Source organism: Sphingomonas sp. CARO-RG-8B-R24-01 (assembly GCF_022662295.1).
Lineage (GTDB): Bacteria > Pseudomonadota > Alphaproteobacteria > Sphingomonadales > Sphingomonadaceae > Sphingomonas.
The window spans coordinates 298,100-321,960 of the sequence record NZ_JAKNQI010000004.1 but is presented as its reverse complement, the minus strand read 5'-3'; the positions used below and the strand labels follow the sequence as shown (position 1 = coordinate 321,960).

At 67.1% G+C, this 23,861-nt stretch carries 27 protein-coding genes; 17 read left to right on the top strand and 10 right to left on the bottom strand.

The window, feature by feature from the left end; all coding sequences use genetic code 11:
- Nucleotides 1-4: 4 nt before the first annotated feature.
- Complete coding sequence (locus L8G49_RS11145) at nucleotides 5-247, top strand: hypothetical protein (RefSeq protein WP_242185722.1); 243 nt, start codon at nucleotides 5-7, stop codon at nucleotides 245-247.
- A 713-nt stretch (nucleotides 248-960) separates the two neighbouring features.
- Here L8G49_RS11145 and L8G49_RS11140 read toward each other — a convergent pair.
- From L8G49_RS11140 to L8G49_RS11105, 8 genes are all read right to left on the bottom strand, one after another.
- On the bottom strand, nucleotides 961-1,701 hold the full coding sequence (locus L8G49_RS11140) for a FliA/WhiG family RNA polymerase sigma factor (RefSeq protein WP_242185721.1): 741 nt from the start codon (nucleotides 1,699-1,701) through the stop codon (nucleotides 961-963).
- Nucleotides 1,698-3,749 (bottom strand): flagellar biosynthesis protein FlhA, encoded by a 2,052-nt coding sequence (gene flhA, locus L8G49_RS11135; RefSeq protein WP_242138727.1) that lies wholly within the window; start codon nucleotides 3,747-3,749, stop codon nucleotides 1,698-1,700. Before flhA ends, L8G49_RS11140 begins: the two co-directional genes overlap by 4 nt.
- A gap of 34 nt (nucleotides 3,750-3,783) precedes the next feature.
- The gene (locus tag L8G49_RS11130) at nucleotides 3,784-4,677 is read right to left on the bottom strand and encodes a lytic transglycosylase domain-containing protein (protein ID WP_242185720.1); all 894 of its coding nucleotides are present in this window, start codon (nucleotides 4,675-4,677) and stop codon (nucleotides 3,784-3,786) included.
- A 231-nt stretch (nucleotides 4,678-4,908) separates the two neighbouring features.
- Nucleotides 4,909-5,262 carry a flagellar protein FlgN gene (locus tag L8G49_RS11125; protein ID WP_242185719.1) on the bottom strand — a complete coding sequence of 118 codons (354 nt, stop codon included), beginning with the start codon at nucleotides 5,260-5,262 and terminating at the stop codon, nucleotides 4,909-4,911.
- A complete protein-coding gene (locus L8G49_RS11120; protein WP_242138194.1) occupies nucleotides 5,259-5,543 on the bottom strand; it encodes a flagellar biosynthesis anti-sigma factor FlgM in 285 nt (94 codons plus the stop codon). The genes L8G49_RS11125 and L8G49_RS11120 overlap by 4 nt, the downstream gene beginning before the upstream one ends.
- Nucleotides 5,544-5,606: 63 nt before the next feature.
- Entirely contained in the window at nucleotides 5,607-6,161 is a 555-nt protein-coding gene (locus L8G49_RS11115; RefSeq protein WP_242138193.1) for a flagella basal body P-ring formation protein FlgA, read from the bottom strand.
- Nucleotides 6,162-6,167: 6 nt separating this feature from the next.
- Nucleotides 6,168-6,746, bottom strand: a complete 579-nt coding sequence (locus L8G49_RS11110) for an OmpA family protein (protein ID WP_242185718.1) — start codon at nucleotides 6,744-6,746, stop codon at nucleotides 6,168-6,170.
- Nucleotides 6,743-7,396 (bottom strand): MotA/TolQ/ExbB proton channel family protein, encoded by a 654-nt coding sequence (locus L8G49_RS11105; RefSeq protein WP_242185716.1) that lies wholly within the window; start codon nucleotides 7,394-7,396, stop codon nucleotides 6,743-6,745. The genes L8G49_RS11110 and L8G49_RS11105 overlap by 4 nt, the downstream gene beginning before the upstream one ends.
- A 395-nt stretch (nucleotides 7,397-7,791) precedes the next feature.
- On the opposite strand from L8G49_RS11105, the gene flgB reads away from it, so the two are divergent.
- The 16 genes from flgB to L8G49_RS11025 all read left to right on the top strand — a co-directional run bounded on the left by flgB (nucleotide 7,792) and on the right by L8G49_RS11025 (nucleotide 21,401).
- On the top strand, nucleotides 7,792-8,148 hold the full coding sequence (flgB, locus tag L8G49_RS11100; RefSeq protein WP_242138190.1) for a flagellar basal body rod protein FlgB: 357 nt from the start codon (nucleotides 7,792-7,794) through the stop codon (nucleotides 8,146-8,148).
- A 3-nt stretch (nucleotides 8,149-8,151) separates the two neighbouring features.
- Nucleotides 8,152-8,562 (top strand): flagellar basal body rod protein FlgC, encoded by a 411-nt coding sequence (gene flgC, locus L8G49_RS11095; protein ID WP_242138189.1) that lies wholly within the window; start codon nucleotides 8,152-8,154, stop codon nucleotides 8,560-8,562.
- A gap of 2 nt (nucleotides 8,563-8,564) precedes the next feature.
- Nucleotides 8,565-9,251: a flagellar hook capping FlgD N-terminal domain-containing protein gene (locus L8G49_RS11090; RefSeq protein WP_242138188.1), complete on the top strand. Its 687-nt coding sequence runs from the start codon at nucleotides 8,565-8,567 to the stop codon at nucleotides 9,249-9,251.
- Nucleotides 9,252-9,288: 37 nt separating this feature from the next.
- Nucleotides 9,289-10,536: a flagellar hook protein FlgE gene (locus tag L8G49_RS11085; RefSeq protein WP_242138187.1), complete on the top strand. Its 1,248-nt coding sequence runs from the start codon at nucleotides 9,289-9,291 to the stop codon at nucleotides 10,534-10,536.
- 23 nt (nucleotides 10,537-10,559) lie between these two features.
- A complete protein-coding gene (flgF, locus tag L8G49_RS11080; protein ID WP_242138186.1) occupies nucleotides 10,560-11,303 on the top strand; it encodes a flagellar basal-body rod protein FlgF in 744 nt (247 codons plus the stop codon).
- A gap of 11 nt (nucleotides 11,304-11,314) precedes the next feature.
- Nucleotides 11,315-12,103, top strand: coding sequence for a flagellar basal-body rod protein FlgG (gene flgG, locus L8G49_RS11075; protein ID WP_242138185.1), 789 nt, complete (start codon nucleotides 11,315-11,317; stop codon nucleotides 12,101-12,103).
- A gap of 11 nt (nucleotides 12,104-12,114) precedes the next feature.
- Nucleotides 12,115-12,792: a flagellar basal body L-ring protein FlgH gene (locus tag L8G49_RS11070; RefSeq protein ID WP_242138184.1), complete on the top strand. Its 678-nt coding sequence runs from the start codon at nucleotides 12,115-12,117 to the stop codon at nucleotides 12,790-12,792.
- A complete protein-coding gene (locus L8G49_RS11065) occupies nucleotides 12,792-13,886 on the top strand; it encodes a flagellar basal body P-ring protein FlgI (RefSeq protein WP_242185714.1) in 1,095 nt (364 codons plus the stop codon). Before L8G49_RS11070 ends, L8G49_RS11065 begins: the two co-directional genes overlap by 1 nt.
- On the top strand, nucleotides 13,883-14,263 hold the full coding sequence (locus L8G49_RS11060) for a rod-binding protein (protein WP_242185712.1): 381 nt from the start codon (nucleotides 13,883-13,885) through the stop codon (nucleotides 14,261-14,263). The genes L8G49_RS11065 and L8G49_RS11060 overlap by 4 nt, the downstream gene beginning before the upstream one ends.
- Nucleotides 14,260-15,600, top strand: coding sequence for a flagellar hook-associated protein FlgK (gene flgK, locus L8G49_RS11055; RefSeq protein WP_242185710.1), 1,341 nt, complete (start codon nucleotides 14,260-14,262; stop codon nucleotides 15,598-15,600). The genes L8G49_RS11060 and flgK overlap by 4 nt, the downstream gene beginning before the upstream one ends.
- Before the next feature lie 19 nt (nucleotides 15,601-15,619).
- Entirely contained in the window at nucleotides 15,620-16,534 is a 915-nt protein-coding gene (flgL, locus tag L8G49_RS11050) for a flagellar hook-associated protein FlgL (protein WP_242185708.1), read from the top strand.
- A gap of 290 nt (nucleotides 16,535-16,824) precedes the next feature.
- Complete coding sequence (gene motA / locus L8G49_RS11045; RefSeq protein WP_242138179.1) at nucleotides 16,825-17,688, top strand: flagellar motor stator protein MotA; 864 nt, start codon at nucleotides 16,825-16,827, stop codon at nucleotides 17,686-17,688.
- A 31-nt stretch (nucleotides 17,689-17,719) separates the two neighbouring features.
- On the top strand, nucleotides 17,720-17,971 hold the full coding sequence (locus tag L8G49_RS11040; RefSeq protein ID WP_242185706.1) for a hypothetical protein: 252 nt from the start codon (nucleotides 17,720-17,722) through the stop codon (nucleotides 17,969-17,971).
- The gene (locus L8G49_RS11035; protein WP_242185704.1) at nucleotides 17,971-18,876 is read left to right on the top strand and encodes a flagellar motor protein MotB; all 906 of its coding nucleotides are present in this window, start codon (nucleotides 17,971-17,973) and stop codon (nucleotides 18,874-18,876) included. Before L8G49_RS11040 ends, L8G49_RS11035 begins: the two co-directional genes overlap by 1 nt.
- The gene (locus tag L8G49_RS11030; protein ID WP_242185701.1) at nucleotides 18,876-20,255 is read left to right on the top strand and encodes a glycosyltransferase; all 1,380 of its coding nucleotides are present in this window, start codon (nucleotides 18,876-18,878) and stop codon (nucleotides 20,253-20,255) included. The genes L8G49_RS11035 and L8G49_RS11030 overlap by 1 nt, the downstream gene beginning before the upstream one ends.
- Nucleotides 20,256-20,264: 9 nt before the next feature.
- Complete coding sequence (locus L8G49_RS11025) at nucleotides 20,265-21,401, top strand: GNAT family N-acetyltransferase (protein ID WP_242185699.1); 1,137 nt, start codon at nucleotides 20,265-20,267, stop codon at nucleotides 21,399-21,401.
- Here the strand turns inward: L8G49_RS11025 and L8G49_RS11020 are convergent, their stop codons facing one another.
- Entirely contained in the window at nucleotides 21,402-23,018 is a 1,617-nt protein-coding gene (locus L8G49_RS11020) for a hypothetical protein (protein ID WP_242138175.1), read from the bottom strand.
- An 82-nt stretch (nucleotides 23,019-23,100) separates the two neighbouring features.
- On the bottom strand, nucleotides 23,101-23,823 hold the full coding sequence (gene phbB / locus L8G49_RS11015; RefSeq protein WP_242138174.1) for an acetoacetyl-CoA reductase: 723 nt from the start codon (nucleotides 23,821-23,823) through the stop codon (nucleotides 23,101-23,103).
- Nucleotides 23,824-23,861 lie beyond the last annotated feature (38 nt).

The window sequence follows — 23,861 nt, the reverse complement described above, 5'->3', positions numbered from 1 at the left end:
GGCGATGATGAGCGACGACACCACAATTCAGGTCCGCCAGCGCGAGATCGCGACCGAGCATCTGCTGTTCAAGCTGATGGAATATGTCGAGGATAAGCATCCGGGGCTGCTCGATTATCTCGAGGGGAGCCTGGATCATCTAGGCGATCCGGCAAGCGACGGGACGCAGGATGACGAGGCCGTGCGCGGGATCGCGCGAAAGATGATCGTGGGCGCGCGGAAGCAGGGGATGGCGTCGGGCGACTGATTTGCGCGCGAACGTCCCCTGCGCTTTTGCACTTCCCCGGCGGAGGCCGGGGCCCAGGCGAAGTGGCTGAGGTAACGAAGCGCAGTCCTTCGACTTCCCCGTTTCGCTACTGGGCCCCGGCCTTCGCCGGGGAGGCGTTCGGTGTGGCTGACGGTGGTATTTCGGGAACGCTTTCTTCAGCCTCGCGTGCGCTGATTTAGCTTTTCCTCCCTAACGGTGCACTTCCCCGGCGAAGGCCGGGGCCCAATCGAAGTGGTCGAGGTAACGGAGCGCAGTCTTTCGACTTCCCCCGTTTCGCTCCTGGGCCCCGGCCTTCGCCGGGAAGGCGTTCGGTGTGGCTGACGGGGGTATTTCGGGAACGCTTTCTTCAGCCTCGCGTGCGCTGATTTAGCTCTTCCTCCCTAACGGTGCACTTCCCAGGCGAAGTGGTCGAGGTAACGGAGCGCAGTCTTTCGACTTCCCCGTTTCGCTCCTGGGCCCCGGCCTTCGCCGGGAAGGCGTTGGGTGTGGCTGACGGTGGTATTTCGGGAACGCTTTCTTCAGCCTCGCGTGCGCTGATTTAGCTTTTCCTCCCTAACGGTGCACTTCCCCGGCGAAGGCCGGGGCCCAATCGAAGTGGCTGAGGTAACGAAGCGCAGTCCTTCGACTTCTCCCGTTTCGCTCCTGGGCCCCGGCCTTCGCCGGGGAAGAGCGAGAGGGGGCAATGACGGACGCTACCCCAGCATCGCCTTCTTGAGCTTGGCATGCGCCGACGCCTTGATCTGGCACACCCGCGCCGCGCCGACGCCGATCACCAGCCCGATCTCCTCGAGGTTCATTTCCTCGACATAATAAAGCTGGATCACCAGCGCCTCGCGCTCGGGAAGCGACGTGATCGCGGTGATCAGCGTGTCGCGTTCTTCGCTCTCCGAAAGCTGCGCGAAGGCGTCGGGTTCGTCGCTTGCGAACCACGGGCCTTCGTCCGAATACAAATCCTCGATCGGCTCCAATCGAACCGGCTGCGCGCTTGCATAATCGATCCGCAGTTTCTCGTGCGACACGCCCAGCCGCGCCGCGACCGCCGCCTCGTCGGGCGCGCTTCCAAGCTCGGTCGTCATCGCCGCCACCGTCTGCGCATACAGCCGCTTGCGCTGCATCGCGCCGCGCGTGAGCGTAGCCGAACGCCGCAGCGCATCGATCATCGCGCCGCGCACGCGCGTCATGAGATATTGCTCGAACGTCACCTGCCCGCGCTCCTCGAACGCACCTGCCGCCTCGACCAAGGCGACCAGCCCGATCTGGACGAGATCCTCGACCTCGACCGAGGAGGACATGCTGCCGTGGACATGCCACGCGATCCGCCGGACTAGCGGCAAATGCTTCTTCGCGAGCAACTTGAGGTCGGGCGCGGCGGCGGTGCGGCCATAGACCAAAGGCTGCGCATCCGAGAAGGCGGTGGGCGAAAGCTGCATCATGCTGGGAGAGCTCCGGGAGCGCCGATCACGGCGACGACTTCGACGGCTTTTTCTTCCGGCACTTCGAAGAAGCTCATCACCGGAATGTCGGGCAGGCAGGTCTTGACCAGCTTGCGGATCGCGACGCGGATCGCGGGCTGGACGACGAGCGCGAACGGCTTGGCCTCGTCCACCAGCGGCTGTGCCGCGCGTTGCAGCGCATCGACGATGCGACGGCCGAGATCGGGCTCGATCGTGTGGCGGCGCGACGGATCGGCGCGCATCGCCTGGCCGAGCAGCCCCTCGAGCCCGCCCTCCAGCGTCATTACGCGGAGCGGCTCGCGCACGCCGCAGATCTTTCCGATGATCAGCCCGCCGAGGTCGGGGCGGATCGCCTCGATGATTTCCTCGGCATCGGCGGTGCGCTGCGCGGCGACCGCGATCGCGGCGGCGATCCGGCGGAATTCCTTGAGCGGGATGTTCTCCGCGAGCAGCCCCTTCAACACCTGCGTCAGCGTCGTCAGCGGGAGCGGGTTGGGCGACAGCGACGCGACGAGGCTGGCGGCCCGGTCCTTCAACCCGTCGAGCAGCGACTGGACTTCGTCGGGGCCGAGCAGCTCGGCCGAATGCTGGGTCAGCTGGTGGTTGAGGTGCGTCGCCATGACGGTGCCCGGATCGACCACGAGATAGCCCGCACCCGTAGCCGCATCCGCATCCCCCGCCGCGATCCACACCGCGTCGAGCCCGAAGGTCGGGTCCTTCGCGCGCTTGCCCATCAGCCCGCCGATCGCCTGCCCGGTGTCGAGCGCGAGCATTTCGTCGGGCGAGACGCTGTCCTCGCCGACGACCACGCCGCCGACGATGATCCGGTAGGTGTAGGGCGGCAGGTTGATGTCGTCGCGGACGCGGACCTGCGGGATGACGAAGCCCATGTCCTTCGACAATTGGCGGCGGACCCCGGTGATCCGGCCCATCAAAGGCGCACCGCGACGTTCGTCGACCAGCGGCACCAGGCCGTAACCGATGTCGAGGTTGACCTGCATGAGGTCCGACACTTCGTCCCAGCCGATCTTCGAATGATCGACCGGCTCGGGCGCGACCACCTCGACCGGGGCCGGGCGGCGCGACGCCTGGCGCATCTTCCACGCGGCGAACCCGGCGAGCCCGGCGGCGGGAAGGATCACCAGATGCGGCATCCCCGGCATCAGCCCGAGCAGCGCAAGGATGATCGCGACCGGCGTCCACGTCCGCGCCGAGCCGAACTGGCTGCCGATCTGGCCCGCGAGATCCATGCTGGAGGTGACGCGAGTCACGATCGCGGCGGCGGCGATCGACAGCATCAGCGACGGGATCTGCGCGACGAGCGCATCGCCGATCGCGAGCAGCACGTAATTATGCGCCGCATCAGCGATCGTCATGCCGTGGCTGACGGGGCCGAGGATCAGCCCGCCGACGATGTTCGCGGCGAGGATCAGCAGGCCGGCGACCGCGTCGCCCTTCACGAACTTGGACGAACCGTCCATCGAGCCGTAGAAATCGGCCTCGGTTGAGACCTCGATCCGGCGCGCCTTGGCTTCGTCGGGGGTGATCAGCCCGGCGTTGAGATCCGCGTCGATCGCCATCTGCTTGCCCGGCAACGCGTCGAGCGTGAAGCGCGCGCTGACTTCGGACACGCGGCCCGCGCCCTTGGTGACGACGATCATGTTGATGATCACGAGGATCGCGAAGACGAACAGGCCGACGACATAATCGCCGCCGATCAGGAACGTCCCGAACGCCTCGATCACGTGGCCCGCGGCGCTCTCGCCCTCATGCCCGTGGACCAGCACGACGCGCGTGGAGGCGACGTTGAGGCTCAGGCGGAACAAAGTGGCGAACAGCAGCACGGTCGGGAAGGCGGAGAAATCGAGCGGCTTCTGCGCGTTGAGGCTGACCATCAGCACCGCGAGGCTGATCGTGATGTTCATGATGAAGAACACGTCGAGCATCGCCGCCGGAATCGGCACGACCATCAGCACGACGAGCAAAAGGATCGCGACCGGCAGCGCGGCGGAACGCAGCAGCGGCATCACGCCACCGGGCTTGGGGGACAGTGCCACTGGATCAGGCTCCCATCGTCGCGAGCATCATGTACGCGAGCCGCGCGGTATTCGGGGTCGGGCGGAGCAGGCTCGCGGTTTCGGTGCGGGTGCCCGACAAGCTCGACGTTCCGCTGAGTTGGGCGAGCGTATTCTGCGCCCAGACCGCGGCGTTGGAGGTGGATTCCTCGCCATTGCCGGGAATGACGTCCGCGCCCCATTCGCCGAGCCGCGTTGCGGACAGGCCCGAAGTGCCATCGCTTCCCTGCGTGCCGCTCGCCGCGTCGAGCTTTGCGGCGAAACGGCCGTAGATCTGGCCGAGCGAGCGCGACGCGCCAGTCGAATCGTAGAAGACGCTGCGGTTGGCATTGGCGGCGGCGGGGAACATAGCCGCGCCGCTGCGGTCGGGATTGGTCTGCATCGCGGTGAGGAACTGCCGCGCGCCGCCCAGGCCAAGGAAATGCGCCATGTAGAGATCGGTGCTGGTCGCGGCGCGCCCGAGCGACCCTTCGATCGCGCCCTTGTTGTCGCTGGCGTGCGCCGCCGCCATCAGCGAGGCCGCGGTCGGATCGTTGCGGAGCGACAGGATCGCCTGGCGGGTCGCGGGGTCGTTGACGACCGCCTTGCCGCTCGCGCTGGTCGAGATCGCGTTCGCGGCCCAGCCGAGGCCGTGTTCCGCGCCATGCGCCTTGACCACGCGCAACCAGCTCTGGTCGACGAACTGATACAGGCCGCTCGCGCTCGACGATCCCGAATGCGCGTTGGCGCGCATCCCGCTCTCGAGCTTGGCCTGGCCCATCAGATAGTTGAAGTCGATGCCGGTTTTCTGGCTTGCGTTCGCAATCGCGCTGCGAATCGATCCGCCCGCGCCGGATGCATCGACGGCCCCGTTCAGAATGGAAAGCGGATTGAAAGGCATTGGTCCCCGGCTGTTGATCCGCGATGAGGCGGACAGCCCGGTATCAGCAAGAGACGTGCCAGTTTTCGGGGGGTGCTGCTTCCTTCAACTGTCTGCTTCCCCGGCGAAGGCCGGGGCCCAGTCGAGGAGCAGAAGTGGCGAAGGTCAGCGCTTCGTTATGAAAACCTGCGCGACTGGACCCCGGCCTTCGCCGGGGAAGCGGTTATGAAAAGGTAGCGACGCCGCCGCCCTTCAGGCGAACGCCGCCAGCCCCATCCCCGCGCGATACACCGTGCCCGGTGCCGCCCCCATCGCCATGCCGGCCGAACCGGTCAGATTTTGCAGGCGGCGGCGAACATTTGCCGCCATCAGGTTGACGTAGATCCGGCAGGTGTCGTTCAGCCGCTGGGCTTCCTGGGCCAGCGCGCGCATCTCAGCGCCCGGCGGCGTGTCGCCGAATGCCGCAACCGCTTCGATCCGCATCAATTTGTCGGTCGTCGCGCGCTCCAGCGCACCGACGTCGTTGGTCTTGAGCGCGGCGATCTCCGCATGAAGCGCTTCGATCACGGCGATCAGCGCGTCTCGGCGCGTTGCGGGGGGCGTCATTTCTTGGGGCTCCAGTTGAGCTTCAACGCAAGCATGCGATCCGCGATCGTGTCGGGGGTGATCGGATAGGTCCCGTTGCGCACCGCACGGCGGACATCCTCGACATGCTGGCTGTCGACCGGCACGCCCTTGCCGACCTCCGAGGCAATCGCCGACAGTTCGAGCGGCTGCCGCGCGACCTCGGCGGGTTGCTTTGCCACGCTGGCGACCGTCGTCACCGGCGTGGTCGATACGACCAGCCGATCCGGCGTTGAAACAGTCTTGGGTCCGATCGCGTCCACCACATCAGCACCTTTGGGAAGAGATGACGAAGGGTATAACGACCGGTTGCGGCAAAGCTTAAATCATTCTGTCCAACCCGGCAGGGTCGCGCTGCCCGCGGCGATCGCGACCGCCTGGACCGGGTTCTTCTGGTCGTCGACCTTGACCATGAACCGCCCGCCCACGACCGCATCGCCGACCGCGACGCCCTCGCGCGTGATCGAGAAGCCGGGCGACCCCGCACTGATCGTCACCGGATCGCCGCGCTTGATGACATAGACCGCCTTGATCGCGGCGGGCTGCGCGCTCGGGGTGATGACCAGGGGGCTTGCGCCCTTTGGCAGGACGGCGGGGAGTTTCACCGCAACGAACAACCGCCATTCGGGACCGGTGCAGGTCACGACCACCGCATCATGCGTATCGGTGCGCCACGCCATCGACACCATCGGACAGGCGGCAAGCTTCAGCCGCGCATCCACGGGCGTGCGCGCGCCGCCTTCATTCCCGACGCCGTGGCCGGTGAAGGCGGCAACCGCGCGATCGATCGCGCCGGTATCCTGGAACGGCGCAGCGAAGGCGGGCGCGGCAAAGGCCGGGATGGCGACGAGGCCGAGGAACAGCAGCGGCAAACGGCGCATGATGGATCAGGTCCTTGTATGGGCGGCAGGAGGAGCGGCAACCGGCGCGGCAACGGATTGCCGGTTGCCGGCAAACCCCGTCGTCACGCTGACGCTGCGGCGACCGGGATGACCGGCAGCGGTAAGGGCAATGCGGCGGGGGTCGATCCCATGGGCGATCAGGACGCTGGCAACGCTACGCGCGCGGTCGGCGGCCAGCAGCGCCGGACTCTGCGTCGCCGCGTCGACGTCGGTGGTGGTGCCGTCGACCATCCCGGTCACCGCAAGGGTGGCGCGCGGATCGCGCAGCGCCTCGGTCGCCCAGCCGACCAGCGGCGCGACCGGGGCCGGCACCTCCGCCGACCCCGGCGCAAAGCCGTCCAGCGCGCTGGCCGCGACCGGCATCGGCGCCGGCGGAACGTCGGCACCGGTATCCGCGCCCCCGAAACCGGCGCGGATCCCGCGGGCCAGCGTGCCTCCGTCGAGCTGATTGGCCTGCATGAAGACGAAGAACGCGACGAGCAGCAATGCCAGATCGGCGAGCGTCATCAGCCACGCCGGGCGCGCGGGGGCGATTTCAGGAAGGTCGTCGTCGCGCGCGATCATGCCGATTTCGCCACGGCGAGCGGTCGGCGCGGCTGTTCGCGGGTTGCCAGCGCGATCAGCGGGGGTTCGAGCCGCAACCGCTCGACCGCCTCGTCGCGCGCGATCCGGCGGAGCCGGGCGGCGATCGGTGCCAGCACCAGATTGGCGAGCAACGCGCCATATAAGGTGGCGAGCAACGCCACTGCCATCGACGCGCCGATCGCATGCGGATCCTGCATTTTGACGAACATCCCGACCAGCCCGATCAGCGTGCCGACCATCCCCATCGCAGGGGCGGTCTCGGCGGCACCGGACCACAGCTCCGCGACGGCGGCGGCCCGTTCGGCACGCGCGCGGCGGCGCTGGCGGAGCAATTCCGCGATGTCCTCGGGCGCGGCCCCATCGACGATCGCGGCGACCGCGGCGGCGATGTCGGGGTCGGCGATCACCGAGCGGTCGAGCGCGAGCACGCCGTGTCGCTTGGCGATCCGCCCGAACGCGGCGATCTGATCGACCAGCGGATCCGCCGCAAAGCGCGGCGCAGCCAGCGTGCGAAGCGCCGCCATCCCCCGGCCGATGTCCCCCGCGGGGGTCCGCAGCGCCGCAGCGGTCACCGTACCGCCGACGACGATGGCGAAGGCGATGGGGTCGAGGAACGGGGCAAGGGTCATGGACATCGCAGGACGCACTGCAAGCCGTGGGCCAAACTGGTGACGGTTTAGGTTTGGTCTAACCCCGCCACTCCGGCTTGTGCGAGACTTTTGCCGAAGTCGGTTCCCGCCCCCCCCGTTTGCTGTTTCCCGCGAAGGCGGGAATCCAGAGCCAACCAAAACAACAGCCAACAGCTCTCGCGACTCCTGGGCTCCCGCTTTCGCGGGAGAACACGGATGGTTTCGCAGAGGTCTCGCTTTTGCCGACGCGACGGCAGGGGGGCGGCAACCGGTTTGCCGCCGTCCGGCAAGCCATTGCCGCTTTTCCACCGCTTTGCTTGCCGGCCCGACCCCATGCGCATTTGGCACGCCCCTTGCTGAGACCTGGCTGCGCAATCATGCGCTGGAGACGGGCGATGCCCAGCGAAGGACTGTTCGGGGTACATGGGGCGGCACTCGAGGTGCGCTCGCAGCGCATGGGTGTCCTTGCGTCCAATATCGCGAACGCTTCGACTCCCGGGTTCAAGGCGCAGGACATTGATTTCAATACCGCGCTGGCGACCGCCGAGAATGCGGTCGACACCGGCGGCAGCGCCAGCATCGCCGGCGCCATGCGCTACCGTACCGCGTCGCAGCCCTCGCTGGACGGCAATACGGTCGAACTGTCGACCGAGCAGACCGCCTTCGCCGAGAATGCTGTCGCCTACCAGACGACGCTCTCCTTCCTCAACGGGCGGATCGGCCAGATCACCCGTGCTCTGAAGGGCGAATAACAGATGGCCGAACAACCGCTTTCCATCTTTCAGGTCGCCGGGCGCGCGATGTCCGCGCAGCTCGTGCGGATGAACACCACCGCGTCGAACCTCGCCAATGCGGGCGCGGTCACGAGCAGCGCGGAGACCGCCTACAAGACGATCAAGCCGGTCTTCCGCACGCAATATGACAAGGCCTCCGGTCTCGCGACCGTCAATGTCGAGAGCATCGTCACCGCGGGCGAAGGCCCGACCAAGGTCTACGATCCGTCGCATCCGCTCGCCGACAAGGATGGCAACATCTGGCAGTCGGGCGTCGATGAAACCCGCGAGCTGGTCGACATGATGGAGACCTCGCGGAGCTACCAGAACAACGTCGAGGTCATGCAGACCGCGAAGTCGCTCATCCTCGATACCCTCAAACTGGGACGCTGATCATGGCCTCCACTTTCGACTCCACGCTCACCAGCCTCGGCATCAATGCCAGCAGCACCGCCGCGGCGAATGCCGCCAAGACGTCGTCCTCCTCGTCGCTCGGCACCGGCGATTTCCTCAAGCTGATGACCGCGCAGCTCAACAACCAGGACCCGTTCTCACCGGTCGACAACACCCAGATGGTCGCGCAGCTCGCGCAGATCTCGAGCACGTCGGGGATCGCCGACATGGGCACCACCCTGAAGGCGATCCAGGACAAGCTCGGCGCGACGACGCCCAGCGACGCGCTCGCCTATGTCGGCAAGACCGTGCTGACCGAAGGGTCGACCGCCTACGGCCGTTCGGCGGGCGGCCTCGCCGGCGCGGTCGAGCTCGACAAGGATGCGACCGACGTCACCGTGTCGATCAAGGACGCCAACGGGCAGACGCTCAACACGCTGTCGCTCGGCGCGCAGAAGGCCGGCACCGCGACCTACGACTGGGACGGCAAGACCGCGGACGGCGCGGAGGCGGGAACCGGCCCGTTCACCGTCTCGGTCAATGCGGCGAACGGCGGGGCCAGCGTCACGTCGCGCAATCTCGTCTGGGCGCCGGTCGCCGCGGTTTCGCTGCCCGCGTCGGGCGAGCCGATGCTCACCCTGCCCGGCATCGGGCAAGTCGCCGCCAGCGCCGTCCGCCAGGTCGGCTGATCCCCTTCCCGTCTAATCGATTCACAGGAGCAACCCGATGTCCTTCTATACCTCGCTCAGCGGCCTGCAGGCCGCGCAGACCGAACTCTCGACCGTCTCGCACAACCTCGCCAACGTCTCGACCAACGGCTTCAAGAAGAGCCGCACCGATTTCGCCGACGTCATCGCCTCGAGCATCGCGACCGATCCGACCAAGCTGGTCGGCTCGGGCGCGGTGGTGAAGTCGAACCGCCAGCAGTTCGGCGAGGGCAACCTCAAGACGACCGGCTCGTCGCTCGACCTCGCGATCACCGGCGACGGCTTCTTCGCGGTCAAGACCAGCGGCGTGAACACCGCGACCGCCTACACCCGCAACGGCGCGTTCCAGGTCGATCCGGCGACGCACAACATCGTCGACGCGCAAGGGTCGGCGCTGCTCGGCTATCCGGTCGACGCGAAGGGCAACACCACCGCCAGCGGCACCGACGGCCTGATCGCGCTCAACCTGCCCGAGACCAACGGCACGCCCGCGGCCACCGCCAACGTCGCGCTGAAGATCAACCTGTACGCCGCGGCGTCGACCCCGTCCGCGCCCTTCTCGCCGACCAACGCATCCAGCTACAACAGCTCGACCGCGACGACGATCTACGATTCGGCGGGCAAGGCGAGCACGCTCACCAGCTATTATGTCCATACCGGTGCCGATTCATGGTCCGTCCACAGCTATGTCGGCGACCAGGAACTCAAGGTCGGCGGATCGAATGCGGGAACGCCGGTGACGTTCGATGCGTCCGGCAACCTGTCCTCGACGCCGTCGTCGGTGACCTATGACTCGTTCAATCCGACCACCGGCGGCGTCGCGCAGACGATCAAGCTCGACCTGACGGGATCGACGCAACAGTCGAGCCCCTTCTCGGTCAACGCCAAGACCGCGGACGGTGCCTCGGTCGGCGAGCTCGCCGGCGTGTCGGTCGACAAGCAGGGGATCGTCTCGGCCAATTATTCGAACGGCGACACGGTCGCGCTCGGCAAGGTCGCGCTCGCCAACTTCGCCAACCCGACGGGCTTGCGCCAGACCGGCAACAGCTATTGGTCGGCGACCGGCATTTCGGGGTCGGCCGCGCTCGGCTCGGCGAACGAGAACGGCTTCGGGTCGCTCAGCGCGGGCACGCTCGAGGGCTCGAACGTCGATATCACCGAGGAACTGGTCGATCTGATCGCCGCGCAGCGCAACTTCCAGGCGAATGCCAAGGCGCTCGATATCAACGGCCAGATTTCGCAGACCATCTTCAACATCCGCAACTGATCTAGGCAGAACCGGAGCGCAGCATGGACAAGCTGGTCTACACGGCGGCGACGGGGCTCAAGGCGCATCTCGCGTCACAGGCCGCGATCGCCAACAACATGGCGAACGCCTCGACGACCGGCTTTCGCGCCGATCGCGTCGTGTTCGACCGGCTGTCGCTCAAGGGCTCGCCGCTCGAATCGCGCGAGCCGACCTCTGGCGACGTGCTCGACGCGGACCGCAGCTCCGGCGCGATCCAGCAGACCGGCCGTTCGCTCGACGTCGCGATCACCGGCGACAGCTGGCTCGCGGTCCAGTCGCCCGACGGGAGCGAGGCCTACACCCGGCGCGGCGATCTGCAGGTCGCGCCGTCGGGCGTGCTCCAGACCGGCGACGGCTTCCCGGTGATGGGGTCGGGCGGCCCGATCACCGTGCCGCCGGCGCAAAGCATCGCGATCTCGGCGGACGGCACCGTGTCGATCGTTCCGCAGGGCGGCGACGCCAAGAACCCGCAGGTGATCGACCAGCTCAAGCTGGCCAACCCGACCGGCACCAAGACGGTCAAGGGTCTCGACAACCTGCTCTACGTCAAGGGCGGCGGCACGCTGCCGCAGGATCTCGACGCCAAGGTCGAGAGCGGCGCGCTCGAGGGATCGAACGTCAACATGACCCAGGCGCTGGTCGACATGATCGAGAACCAGCGCAGCTACGAAGTTTCGGCCAACATGATGAAGTCGGCCAAGGACATGGACGAAAGCGCTGCATCTGTGATGCGGCTGCCGAGCTGAAGGAATAGACGATGGGCAGTGCAGCCATGCATATCGCGCGGACCGGGCTTGATGCCCAGGACATGCGCATGCGAGTCATCTCGAACAACCTCGCGAACGTCAACACGACCGCGTACAAGAAGGACCGCGCCGCGTTCGAGACGCTGGCGTACCAGACGGTGACCGCGCCGGGCGCGCCGAGCACGTCCGAGACGAAGTACGCGACCGGGCTCAACCTCGGCACCGGCGTCAAGATCCAGGGGACCGCGCGGATCGACACGCAGGGATCATTCCAGTCGACCAACAACAGCCTCGACCTCGCGCTCGACGGCGACGGGTATTTCCAGGTGCAGATGCCGGGCGGCACGCTCGGTTACACCCGCGCGGGCAATTTCTCGCGCTCGCCCGAGGGGTTGATGATCACCAGCGAGGGCTATCAGGTCCAGCCGGGCATCACCGTGCCGCAGGGCGCGACCGCGATCACGATCGGCACCGACGGCACCGTCTCGGCGACGATCCCCGGCCAGACCACCCCGAGCGAGCTCGGCCAGATCCAGGTCGCGAGCTTCCCCAATTCGGCCGGGTTGCTGAGCAAGGGCGACAATTACCTGACCGAGACCGCGGCGAGCGGTGCCGCCAACCTCGGCATCGCCGGGCAGGACGGACGCGGCAATATCCGCCAGGGGCAGCTCGAGGGATCGAACGTCAACGTCGTCGAGGAGCTGGTCGACATGATCGAAACCCAGCGCGCGTATGAGGTGAATTCAAAAATGATCACCGCGACCGACGAAATGCTCAAATATGTTAATCAAAATATCTGATGGCTAGAGTCATGAAGCCGTTCGCCATCCAGCTGATCGTCGGATTTGCGCTGTTTTTGCCCAGCGCGGCCGAGTCGCGCCTGCTCGGCAAGAAGACGCCGCCGGTCGATTTCTCGGCGGCGATGCCCGAACCGGCGCTTGCGCCGGCGGCCGCGACGGGATCGATCTTCCAGGTCGGCGACGGGTATGCGGCCCTGTATGAAGGGACCCGCGCCCGCCGCGTCGGCGATCCGCTGACGATCGTGCTGGTCGAGCGCACCGCGGCGTCCAAGTCGGCGAACTCCAAGCTCGATTCGTCGGGCAGCCTGGCGTTCACCCCGCCGACCACCGGGCGGCTCGCGCTGTTCCAGGGGACCGACATCGCGACCAGCGGCAACCGCAACTTCAAGGGCGGCGGTGCCGCCGACCAGTCGAACACGCTGTCGGGCGAGATCAGCGTCACGGTCAGCCGCGTCCTGCCCAACGGCACGATGCTGGTACAAGGCCAGAAGCGGGTCACGCTCAACCGCGGCGACGAGTTCGTCCAGATCAAGGGGCTGATCCGCACCGCCGACATCGACGCCGACAATCGCGTCCCGTCGACCCGGGTCGCCGATGCGCAAATCGCCTATACCGGCAAGGGCGACGTCGCGCGGGCGAGCCGCCAGGGCTGGCTCGGTCGCTTCTTCTCCGTCGTGAGTCCGTTCTGATGCTGCGTCTGCTGCTGGCCACGCTCCTCGCGCTCGTCGTCGCGGCCCCCGCCTCGGCCGACCGGATCAAGGATCTCGGCGGGTTCCAGGGGATCCGTACCAACCAGCTGACGGGCTATGGCGTGGTCGTCGGGCTGCCCGGCACCGGCGACGACAATCTCGAATATACCATTCAGTCGATGAAGGCGGTAACCTCGCGCTTCGGGCTGCAATTGCCCGCCAACGTCAATCCCGGGCTCAAGAACGCGGCGGTGGTGATGATCACCGCCGAACTGCCCCCCTTTGCCAAGCCCGGGCAGAAGCTCGACATCACCGTCGCCTCGATGGGCAAGGCCAAGTCGCTGCGTGGCGGTGCGCTGATCCTGACGCCGCTGCTCGGTGCCGACAACCAGATCTATGCGATGGCGCAGGGCAACCTCGCGGTCGGCGGCCTCGGTGCCGAGGGCAAGGACGGGTCGCAGATCGTCATCAACATCCCTTCGACCGGCCGCATTCCCGAAGGCGCGACGGTCGAGCGCGCGGTCAAGACCGGGTTCGAGAACACGCCCGCGCTGACCTTCAACTTGGCGCGCGCCGATTTCACGACCGCGCAGAACGTCGCGGGTTCGATCAACGCGCGCTTCGGCACCGGCGTGGCGCAGGCGGTCGACGCCGTGTCGGTCTCGGTCCGCGCGCCGATCGGCGGGGACGTCCGCGCGACCTTGATGAGCGAGATCGAGAACCTCACCGTCGTCTCGGCCGAGCCGCCCGCCAAGGTGATCGTCAACGCGCGCACCGGCACCGTCGTGATCAACTCGGCGGTCCGCGTCAGCACCGCCGCGATCACCCACGGCAAGCTGACCGTGCGGATCGACGAGAACGAACGCGTCAGCCAGCCCGCGCCGTTCAGCCAGGGCCAGACGACCAAGGCGCAGAAGTCGGGCATCGCGGTCGACGAGGAAAAGCACCCGATGTTCCTGATCGCGCCCGGTCCCAAACTGTCCGACGTGGTCAAGGCGATCAATGCGATCGGCGCGTCGCCCGCCGACCTGGTCGCGATCCTCGAGGCGCTCAAGGAAGCGGGATCGCTCAAAGCGGAGTTGATCGTATTGTGAGTGACGTCCCTGCCCTTCCCCCGGTCAACGCGCCTTCGGCGGTCGGTGGTGTCGCGACCGACACCAGCCGGCTGTCGAACCGCGCCAACCTCGATGCCGCCGGCAAGAAGTTCGAGGCGGTGTTCACCGGCATGATGGTCAAGGCGATGCGCTCGACGCATCTCGCCGAGGACGATCTGTTCGGGTCCAAGGGTATGGATACGTTCAAGGAAATGCAGGACACGCAGGTCGCGCAGACCATGGCCGCGCACGCGCCGCTCGGCATCGGCAAGGCGATGACCGCGTTTCTCGCGAAATCGCAGGCAGGCGTGCAGGCCGGGCTGCAGACGACCCCAGCGGCGCCCCCCGCAGCGACGAGTGAGGCCAAGACGCCATGAGCGACATGCTGAGCATCGGCGCGAGTGGCGTCAAAGCGTATCAGACCGCGCTGACCACCGTTTCCGACAATATCGCCAATGCGTCGACGCCGGGCTACGCCAAGCGCACCACCGACCTGTCCGAGATCGCGCCCGCCACCGGGCTGAACTCGGCGACGGTGAACGGCAGCGGGTTCGGCGTCACGACGTCGGGCATCACGCGCTCGGCCGATGCGTTGCGCGATGCCGACGTGCGCACGTCGCAGTCGGATCTCGCGCGCAGCGACACCAGCATCACCTGGCTCGGGCAGATCGAGACCGCGCTGACCGGCAACCAGCTCGGCGACCGGCTGACCAGCTTCTTCAACGCGAGCAAGGCGGTCGCCGCCGATCCGACCGCGACGACACCCCGCGCCGCGCTGCTCGAACAGGCGACGGCGGTCGCGGGATCGTTCAGCGCCACCGGCAAGGCACTCGACCAGCTCGACAGCAACGTCGACGTGACCGCCGCCAATGCGGTCTCCACGCTCAACGGGCTTGGCGCCTCGCTCGCGAAGGTCAACGACGGGCTGTCGCGGGTCAAGCCCGGCTCCGTCGGCGCGGCGCAGCTGGCCGACCAGCGCGATTCGATCCTCGATCAGATGAGCGCGATCAGCGACGTGTCGGTGTCGATCGATTCCTACGGCCGCGCCGCGGTCAAGCTCGGCAACGCGGGCGGTCCGTCGTTCGTTTCGGGCAACCAGGCCGAGACGCTGCAATTCGCGCGCGGTACCGACGGCGTCATCGCCTTTTCGCTGCAGCGTTCGCAAGCGAACGTCACCCCGTCCGGCGGCGCGCTGGCGGGCGTGGTCGAAGGCGCGCAGCGGATATCGGATGCGCGGATCAAGCTCGACGCGACCGCGACGTCGTTCACCGACGGCGTCAACGCGGTGCAGCAGGGCGGCGCGGATCTCGATTCGAAAGCCGGCACCGCGCTGTTCGCGACCGGGACCAGCCCGACCGACATTACCGTAGCGCTGACCGACCCGCGCGGCGTCGCCGCGGCGGCAGTCGGCGCGGGACCGCGCGACAATAGCAATCTCGGCAAGCTCGATACGCTGCGCACCAGCGGCGCCTTCGAATCGAACACGACCGCGCTCGTCTCGGGCAATGCCGCCGCGCTCGCCGCGCGCAAGCAGGTCGCCGATGCGCAGGGCGCGATCCGCACCAACGCGCTGTCGGCGCGTGACGCGGTGTCGGGCGTCAATCTCGATACCGAAGCGGTCGACCTGCTGCGCTTCCAGCAGGCCTATCAAGCGTCCAGCCGGGTGATCCAGGTCGCCAAGGACACGCTCCAGTCGATCCTCGACCTCCACTAGGCCCCGGACGGAACCCGCCATGCAAATCGGCACCAGCCTGTTTTTCGATCGCACCTCGGCGCAGATGACAAGTCTGTCCGCGCAGACGAGCACGCTCAACACGCAGATCGCGACCGGCAAGAAACTGACCGCGCCGTCGCAGGACGTGGTCGCGTACAACCGGCTCGCGTCGATCAAGCAGGCGGATGCCGACCAGTCGGCCTATTCGAGCAACATCAGCCTGGCAAAGTCGCTGCTGGAACAGTCCGATTCGACGCTGACTGCCGTGTCCACGCAGCTTCAGCGGGCGTCGGAGCTGACGATTCGTGCCAATACCGGCACGCTCAACGACGACGATCGCAAGACCATCGCGACCGAGCTCAAAAGCATCCTCGACGATCTGGTCAGCCTCGCCAACACCAGCGACGCGCGTGGCCAGCCGTTGTTCGGTGCTGCGACCGGCACCGCCGCGGTCACGCAGGCGGCCGATGGCACGGTGTCGCTTGGCGGGACCGGGGAGCTCCCCGCGATCCCGGTCGGCGACGGCACCTCGGTATCGGCGACCGACAGCGCGGAGCGCGTGTTCGGCAACATCAAGACCAAGGCGGGCGGCAAGACCGACGTGTTTGCCATCCTGTCCAGTTACATCACCGCACTCGACGCCGGCGGGGACGTTTCGACAGCCTCTTCCGACGCGATCGACGGGCTCGGCGCCGCGCAGACGCAGGTCAACAACGTGCAGGGATCGGTCGGCGCCCGTGCCGCGCGACTTGACATCGTGTCCTCGCAGGCGACCGACGCGGCCACAGCGCGCGAGAGCGACCGTACCGGGCTCGAGGACACCGACCTGTCCGCAGCGATTACGGAATTGCAGAAGCAGATGACGATCCTGTCGGCGACCCAGGCGAGCTTTACCAAGCTGAGCAGCCTGTCGCTGTTCACCTATCTGCGCTGATTCCAGCACCGTCACCCCGGCGCAGGCCGGGGCCGCGATGTCAGGGGGCACAACCGGCGATACCGCGCCCAGCCGTCCTGCCGCGCCCGGGTAACCGCGCGGCCCCGGCCTTCGCCGGGGTGACGCAAGGTAGCGCTTCGCCGGGAACCGCAAGAATTAACGCCAGCCCCACTGCTGGTTAACCGTTTTGCTACGGAATCCCCCTAGACCGTAACCATAGCGGCCAATGCGGGTCGCGAGCGTCTTGCAGCATCGTCCAACGCAGCGTTTACAAGGGCTTACCGCCACTCATGTTTCCCGCAATCGGCCTCGTCGTTCTCCTCGTGATGATTTTCGGCGGCTTTGCCATCACTGGCGGCGCGCTGGGTCCGGTGATGGAAGCGATTCCGCACGAAATGCTCATCATCGGCGGCGCCGCGGTCGGCGCGCTGATCATCGGCAATTCGATGAAGGAACTGAAGGCGCTCGGCGGCGGCTTCATGAAGGTCTTCAAGGGCCCGAAATACAAGAAGCAGGACTATCTCGACGTCATCTTCCTGGTGTCGAAGCTGATGAAGATGCTCCGTACCGAAGGGCCGATCGCGCTCGAGCCGCATGTCGAGGATCCCAAGTCCTCCGCGGTCTTCGCCGAATATCCGCGGCTGCTGTCGGATCATACGCTCATCAACCTGATCGCGGACACGTTGCGGCTGGTCGTCGTCTCGTCGGGGACGCTCGACGTCCATGCGGTCGAGGACGTGATGGACAACATGATCAAGACCCACCACCACGAGGTCGAGGGCCCGCACGGGACGATCTCGAGCCTCGCCGACGCGTTGCCCGCGCTCGGCATCGTCGCGGCCGTGCTCGGCGTGGTCAAGACGATGGGCTCGATCGACAAGCCGCCCGCGATCCTCGGCGCGATGATCGGGTCGGCGCTGGTCGGTACGTTCATGGGCGTGCTGCTCGCGTACGGGATCGTCGCGCCGCTCGCCAACCGGCTCAAACAGGTGATCGAGGCGGATGGCGCGATCTATCACGTGGTCAAGCAGATCATCATCGCCTCGCTCCACGGCCACCCGCAGCCGCTGGTGATCGAGGCGGCGCGCTCGGGGATCGCGCATTCGAACCAGCCGGGCTTCGCCGAAGTCTTCGACGGCCTGCGGGCGCGGTGACGTGATAGTTCACTATCAAACCGTTGGCGCGATGCGTTTCAAAGCAGGAAATCTCGCACAAAGCCACAAAGCCGCAAAGCGGTCCGCATCGGTCGGTGGCCCGATCGAGGCACGGCAACGCGAGAACAAGACGCCCTCTTCTCTTCGTGACTTTGTGGCTTTGTTCGAGCCAAACTTACTCGGTTCAACGCCTCCCCGGGGAAGTGCCTACGCCGATGCCGTCTCTGCGCTTCGCGCGGTGGCGATGCTGTGTGATCCGGTCGTGCTCGGGAACCGCCGCTGATGGCCGCGCGCGCGCCGCATGGGACCAACCAGCCGCCCAAGATCATCTACAAGAAGATCTATATCGAGGGCCACGGCGGCCATCACGGCGGGGCTTGGAAGGTCGCCTACGCGGATTTCGTCACCGCGATGATGGCGTTCTTCCTGCTGATGTGGCTGCTCGGCGCGACCAACGAGAAGCAGCGCAAGGCGCTCGCCGACTATTTCTCGCCGACGCTCGTCCAGCTCAAGCAGAACAGCGCCGGCTCGATGGGGCTGTTCGGCGGCTCGTCGATCACCGACAAGGACAATTACCAGCACAAGGCGTCGCAGACCGGCACCCGCGCGATGACCGTGCCGATCGACGCGACCGGCGGGATGCAGGTCGGCTCGGGGCAGAAGGGCACGCTCAAGGACCGGACCGCGATGTCGGTCGAGGATCGCAAGAATTTCGAGAAGATGCGCCGGCAGGTTCTGTCATCGATGGCGTCCAACCCGCAATTGGTGAAACTGTCGTCGCACGTCCGCTTCGTCCGCACGCAGAACGGGTTGCGGATCGACCTGCTCGACGATGCCGATTATTCGATGTTCGACCTCGGCACGACCCAGCTCGAACCGCGCGCGTCGGCCCTGCTCGGGCTGATCGCACAATCGATCAAGGGCACCGCCAACCCGATCATGATCCGCGGCCATACCGATAGCCTCGGCTACGGCGATCCGCTCGCGATGAACAACTGGATGCTGTCGAGCGCGCGGGCCGAAGCGACGCGGCGACGCCTCGCCGCCGGGGGCACGCCCGAGAATCGCTTCAACCGGATCGAGGGCGTGGCGGACCGCGAGCCGATCATCCCGACCAACCCGACCGACCCGCGCAACCGTCGCGTCGCAATCACGCTGCTGTACCGCGCCACCGCCTTCGGCGAGTGATGCGCGAGACCCTCGCCCTGCGGCTTGCGACCGCCGCGCTGTTCACGGTGCTGGCGCTCTATGGCCTGTCGACGCTCCCCGATCTCGCGGCACGCTGGGGGCTGACCGGCGGAAGCTTCGCGGCGATCGCGGTATGGGGTGCGCTCGCCACGGTCGGGATCGCGCGGTTGCGCGAGCGACCCGGCGCGAGCGGGCTCGTCCTTCTGTGCGCCGTCATGCTGGCGTTGCGCGTCGGCGCCGCGTGGATCGGCGCGGGGCGTGTATCGCCCGGCGACCCGCAATCCTACCGGGTCCTGGCGCAGGGCCTTCTCGCCGGGCGCGGGCTGGTCCTGTACGAACCCTATTTCGGATCCGACTGGCGCGCGCTGTTCCCGCCGGTCTATCCGGTCGTGCTCGCGGCATGGGGCGCGGTACTCGGCTTCTCGACCGCGTCGCTGCTCGCGCTGGGCACGCTGACCGATCTTGGGACCGCCGCGTCGATCGCGAAACTGGGCGCGCGGCTCGGCGATCCGCTCGCGGGGCGGCGGGCAGCGTGGCTGTATCTGGTGTGGCCGTCGGTGCTGTTCTCGGCACCGCTCGCGCAGAAGGAGTCGCTGTGCGCGCTGCTCATCGTGCTGCTCGCGCTGGCGTGGCTGACGCCGCGTGCGGGCTGGCGCGGTGCGGTCGCGCTCGGCGTGCCGGCGGGGCTGCTCGCGCTGACCCAGCCCGGCGAGGCGCCGCTTGCCGCCCTGTTCGGCATCGTGCTGCTGGCCCGGAGCGGATGGGGACCAATGGTGCTGTTCGGCTTGCGCGGCGCGATGGTCGCGGTCGTCGTGCTGCTGCCCTGGTGGGTCCGCAACTGGACGCTGTTCCACACCTTCGTGCCCTTGACGAGCGCGAGCGGGGCAAGCCTGTGGATCGGCAACAATCCCGCCGCCACCGGCAATTGGGAGCCACCACCGCCCGCGCTCAAGGGCTTGCCCGAACTGACCTACACCGCGCGGATCAAGGCGATCGCGCTCGAGTGGATCGAACACCATCCCGCCGCCTTCCTCCGGCTGACCGCGACCAAATTGGTCCGCGCGACGGGGATCGGGGTGTTCGGGGTGATCCGGCTGGAGGCGATGCACCCGTCGATCCCGCGCGCGCTGGCTGCGCTGTTGTGGCCGGTCGCACAGCTGGCGCAGATCGCGCTGCTCGGCGCCACGGCGATCCGCCAGGGCCGTTTGCCGCTCGCCCTGCTGCTGCTGATCGCGGCGTGCGTCCTGCAATGGGTGCTGTTCGGCGTGTGGTTCGAATTCGGCGAACGCCACCGCGAATGCGCGACCCCCTTCCTCCTGCTTGCCTTATGCTGGGCAATCGACCGCCAGACGGTTGAGAAGCAGCCGCCGAACCCCTAGTTTGGAGTCGTGAGCACAAACGCCGTCACCGCCCGCATCGCCGACGGCGTCGCCGCCATTCCAGCGGCGGACTGGGACGCCTGCGCCGGCGCGACCAACCCGTTCGTGGGCCATGCCTTCCTGTCGATCCTGGAAGCCTCGGGCAGCGCCACGCCGCGCGCCGGCTGGCAACCGATCCCGATCATCGTCGACGGCCCCGACGGCCGCCCCGCCGGAATTGCGCCGGCCTATGCCAAGAGCCACAGCCAGGGCGAATATGTCTTCGACCATGCCTGGGCGGATGCGTGGGAGCGCGCGGGCGGTGCCTATTATCCCAAGCTGCAGGTCGCGGTGCCCTTCTCGCCCGTTCCCGGCCCGCGGCTGTTGCTGCGCGATCCCGCCACCGCGCCCGCGCTGATCGCGGCGATCGAGGCGGTGACCGACCAGCACCAATTGTCCTCGGCCCACGCCACGTTCGTCACGCCCGACCAGCTTCCCGCGTTCGAGGCGGCGGGCTGGCTCTTGCGCGAAGGCACCCAATTCCACTGGCAGAACGACGGTTATGCCGGGTTCGACGCTTTCCTCGACGCGCTCGCCAGCCGCAAGCGCAAGGCGATCCGCAAGGAACGTGCCGCCGCGGTCGAGGGGCTGACGATCCGCCATGTCACCGGCGCGGACATCACCGAGGCGGACTGGGACGCGTTCTGGCGATTCTACCAGGACACCGGCGCCCGCAAATGGGGCCAGCCGTATCTGACACGGCGCTTCTTCACGCTGCTCGGCGAGACGATGGCGGACAAGGTGTTGCTGATCTTCGCGGATCGCGACGGCCGGCCGATCGCGGGGGCGCTCAACCTGATCGGCGCGGAGACGCTGTACGGCCGCTATTGGGGCTGTACCGAGGAGGTCCCGTTCCTCCATTTCGAGCTGTGCTATTACCAGGCGATCGACGCCGCGATCGCACGCGGGCTCAAGACGGTCGAGGCGGGCGCGCAGGGCGAGCACAAGCTCGCGCGCGGCTATGTCCCGGTGCCGACCTGGTCCGCGCATTACATTCCCGACCGCAATTTCCGCCGCGCGATTTCGGACTTTCTCGCGCGCGAACGCGCCTCGGTCGAGGCGGACCAAGACTATCTCGGCGAACTGACCCCGTTCCGCCGCGGCTGATCAGAACGGCGTCGGCATCGGGCGCGAGCGCAGGCGCAGCGATTCGTCGCTGACCTTGATCCCCGGCGCGCCATGATCGACGCGGAACAGCACGCTCGTCCCGTCGCGCCAGATCGGCACCAGCCCCTCGTTGAAGCGCGGGTCATAGGCGGGGGGACGGATCAGCCAGACATAGTCGAATGCGTTGCGCGGGAACCTGGCCATCGCCATGTTGATCGGACGCCACCATTCGCGCGGGCATTGCACGCTGGTGACGATTTGCGACGGATCGTGCGCGAAGCGTTGCGCGGGCAGGTAGCGCGTCGTCAGCAATTGCGCGCCCGCCATCGACCATTGGTCGTTGGTATAGGCGAGCCGCCGCTCGAGCGCGATGGCGGGCAGATGCTCGAGCCGGCTCATCACCCACGGGTTGCCGCATTGCTCGCCCACGAACGACACCAGCCGCGCGCCCACCGGCAGGCGTTCCAGCGCCTTGAGTTCGCGGTCGTAATCGTCCGCGAACATCCAGAAGCTGGCGGTCGTCGCGGCGATCCGCACCAGCACGAACGCCAGTCCCAGCGCCGCCAGCGTCGCGCTTCCGCGAATCGACAGACCGGGGCGGGGCCGCAGCGCGATCACCGCGATCCCCAGCATGAAGGGCGCAAGCCGCATGTCGGCATAGGCCGAGCCGAACACGATCCGCGGGAGCACGATGTAGACGAGCAGCAGGAACAGCGCGGACAGCAGCAGGTTGCGCGAATATTCGATGCTCGGGTCGCGGATCCCCTTGAACAGGATCAGCAGGACGACCGCGATCGAGGCGATGTCGAAGGTGACCCAGCGATCCTTGAACGTCATCGTCAGCCAGCGGATCTTGGCACGCCAGTCGAACCAGTCGGCGGTCTGCCCGCCGACATGTTCGCCGCTGCGCCACACCACCATCAGCACCAGCGGCAGCGCGAGCGGCAGGCAGCCGAGTCCGGCGAAGAACGCCGCCTTGACCCAGCTCTTGACCCCGTGCTCGCCGCGCGTGTCGTGCTGCCGGATCAATTCGCCCGAGAAGGCGAGCACACCGAGCACGCCCCAGCCAAAGGTGTGGCACAGCCACAAGGCGCAGGAGAAGGGCACGAAGATCGCCGCGCGCAACCGCAGATGCCCGAGCCGCGCCAGCCGCAGCCACAGCGCATAGGCGTTGAGCGCGATCGCCATCGACAGCGCGAAATTCACGAACCCGAACTGGATCGGATAGCTGTAGGCGATCGGCAGCGCGAACAGCGCGGTCGGGGGGATCCGCCCGTGCACCTCGCGCGCGATCCACAGATACCCCGTCACGATCAGCAGTGGGATCGTCATCACGATCAGCTTGACCGACAGTTCCAGCCCGAAAATCTTCGACAGCGGCACGATCAGGATGTCGATCCCGAGATTGCCGATCAGTTGCCAGCTGAAATTATACCAGTTGCCGAGCCACGGATGCTCGCCGATCGCAAGCTGGACGCGATAACGCCCCATGTGCCCGGGCAAGTCGACGAGCGGCGCGATTTCCGGGCGTACCAACGGAATGATCGCGACCAACGCCATCAGTGCGACGAACGCGCGTGTCTGCCACCAGTGGAGCGGTGCGGTATCCCCCTGCATCCCGGGCTCTTACCGCGTTGGTCCGGGTAGAAACAAGTCGCGTTCTACGGGCTTGCGATGGGCCGTCGGGAAACCCGCGCCCTCAATACATGTGCTGCCCGCCGTTGATGCTCAGCGTCGATCCGGTCACGAACCCGCCTTCTTCCGAACACAGGAAGGCGACGCCGCGCGCGATTTCGCTCGCCTGGCCGAGCCGGCCGACCGGAATCTTGGCGACGATCTTCTCGAGCACGTCGGCGGGGACCGCGGCGACCATGTCGGTGTCGATATAGCCCGGCGCGATCGCATTGACCGTCACCCCGGCACGCGCGCCTTCCTGCGCCAGCGCCTTGGTAAAACCGTGGATGCCCGATTTGGCGGCGGCGTAATTGACCTGGCCATATTGCCCGGCCTGCCCGTTGATCGACCCGATGTTGACGATCCGCCCCCATTTGCGATCGCGCATCCCGGGGAACACGCCCTTCGCCATGTTGAAGCAGCCGCCGAGATTGGTGTCGATCACCTCTTTCCACGCCTGGTAGCTGAGCTTCATGATCGTGCCGTCGCGCGTGATCCCCGCATTGTTGACGAGCACGTCGACGGGGCCGAGCTGTTCGACCACGGCCGCGCAGCCCGCCTGGCATGCGTCATAATCCGATACGTCCCATTTGAACGCGGCGATTCCGGTCCGTTCGGTAAAGGCGCGCGCGCGCTCGTCATTGCCGGCATAATTGGCGGCGACGGTCATTCCGGCCTCTTGCAGCGCAAGGCTGATCGCCTCGCCGATCCCGCGGGTGCCGCCGGTTACGATCGCGACGCGTGCCATGCATACTCTCCTGATGGATCTTTCAGTCCCACGCCCTT